Source organism: Dietzia sp. B44 (assembly GCF_014145245.1).
Classification (GTDB): Bacteria; Actinomycetota; Actinomycetes; order Mycobacteriales; family Mycobacteriaceae; genus Dietzia; species Dietzia natronolimnaea.
In genome coordinates this window covers 4,369-6,152 of the sequence record NZ_JAALEF010000305.1, presented here as the reverse complement: position 1 = coordinate 6,152, position 1,784 = coordinate 4,369, and the positions used below count along the sequence as shown (strand labels likewise).

Annotated in this window: 2 protein-coding genes; both read left to right on the top strand. The window is 71.6% G+C overall.

Annotation, left to right across the window (positions count from 1 at the left end; translation table 11 throughout):
- On the top strand, positions 1 to 472 hold a 472-nt coding region (locus G6017_RS10720), incomplete at its 5' end, for an NlpC/P60 family protein (RefSeq protein ID WP_206682431.1).
- A gap of 171 nt (positions 473 to 643) precedes the next feature.
- Entirely contained in the window at positions 644 to 1,708 is a 1,065-nt protein-coding gene (locus tag G6017_RS10715) for an AAA family ATPase (RefSeq protein WP_182658708.1), read from the top strand.
- Positions 1,709 to 1,784 lie beyond the last annotated feature (76 nt).

The window sequence follows — 1,784 nt, the reverse complement described above, 5'->3', positions numbered from 1 at the left end:
GCCTCCTGCCGCGCCCGCCCCCGCCCCAGGTCAGGGCGGCGGCAACTCCGGCACGCCGTCCAGCTCCGCGCAGGTGGAGACGGTCGTCAACCGTGCACTGTCCCAACTCGGCGTCCCCTACGCCTGGGGCGGCGGCGACGCCAGGGGTCCCACGCGGGGCATCCGGGACGGCGGCGTCGCGGACCGCCACGGCGACTACAACAAGATCGGTTTCGACTGCTCCGGCCTGATGATCTACGCGTTCGCCGGGATCGGAAAGGCACTGCCGCACTTCACCGGGTACCAGTACACCGCGGGCCCCCAGCACCCGGTGGCCACACGCAAGCGCGGAGACATGCTCTTCTGGCCCGGCCACGTGGCGCTCTACCTGGGTGACGGCAGGATGGTGGAGGCCCAGCAGTCCGGTGACGTCGTCAAGATCTCGCCGGTCCGGATGGCCGGGATCTCACCCATGGTCGTCCGGTTGACCTGACGCAGTCGCGCCGAGCCACCGTGCCGATCCCGCCGTGCCGACACCACCGTGCCCGGCCCGACCATCGGTCGGGCCGGGCACGGCCGTACACCGGTACTGTCGACCACAGTCCGCACTGACGGTCCGGCCCCAGGGCCACAGACCCCCGACCTCGCGAAGGAGCCCTCCGCGGTGAGCGATCCCCACACCGACCACTCGCCCGACCCGGGCTCACGTTCCGCGGTCTCCGCGTCCTCCGCGGCCTCGGACGCCAGGCTGCTGGAGCAGGCGGTGTACGAGGTCAAGAAGGTCGTGGTGGGCCAGGACCGGCTCATCGAGATGATCCTGGTGGGTCTGCTCTCGCGCGGTCACATCCTCCTCGAGGGCGTGCCGGGTGTCGCCAAGACGCTCACCGTGGAGACGTTCGCCACCGTCGTGGGGGGCAGCTTCCGTCGCCTCCAGTTCACCCCGGACCTGGTTCCGGCGGACATCGTCGGGACCCGGATCTACCGGCAGGGCCGCGAGGAGTTCGAGGTCGAACTCGGTCCCATCCTCGCGAACTTCGTGCTGGCCGACGAGATCAACCGCGCGCCGGCCAAGGTCCAGTCGGCGCTGCTCGAGGTGATGGCGGAGGGGCACGTCTCGATCGGCGGCCAGACCTTCCCGATGCCGACACCGTTCCTGGTGATGGCCACCCAGAACCCCATCGAGAGCGAGGGCGTGTACCAGCTCCCGGAGGCCCAGCGGGACCGGTTCCTGTTCAAGCTCGTCGTGGACTACCCGAGCCCCGAGGAGGAGCGGGAGATCGTCTACCGGATGGGGACACGTCCGCCGGAGCCGTCCCGCGTCCTCGGGGTCGACGCGTTGATCCGGCTGCAGGACGCGGTCCGGGAGGTCTTCGTCCACCACGCGCTGGTCGACTACGTGGTCAGGGTCACCGTCGCCACCCGCGAACCCGAGAGGCACGGCCTCGAGGACGTGGCCAGGTGGCTCGCGTACGGCGCGTCCCCCCGGGCCACCCTGGGTGCCGTCACCGCGGCCCGCGCGCTGGCCCTGGTCCGCGGTCGCGACTACGTGGTGCCCCAGGACGTCGTCGACGTGCTCCCCGCCGTGCTCCGCCACCGACTCGTCCTCACCTACGACGCGTTGGCGGACGAGATCACCGCGGACACCGTCGTGCGCCGCGTTCTCGAGGCCGTCCCGCTCCCACAGATCAGCGCGGTTCCCGCACAGCCCGGCCCGCCGTCCTCGCGGTGACCCACGCGGACGAGGGGACCCGCGACGACCCGGTCGCGGCGGCGTCCCGCGCCGCCCTGACGCAGTTGGAGCTCCT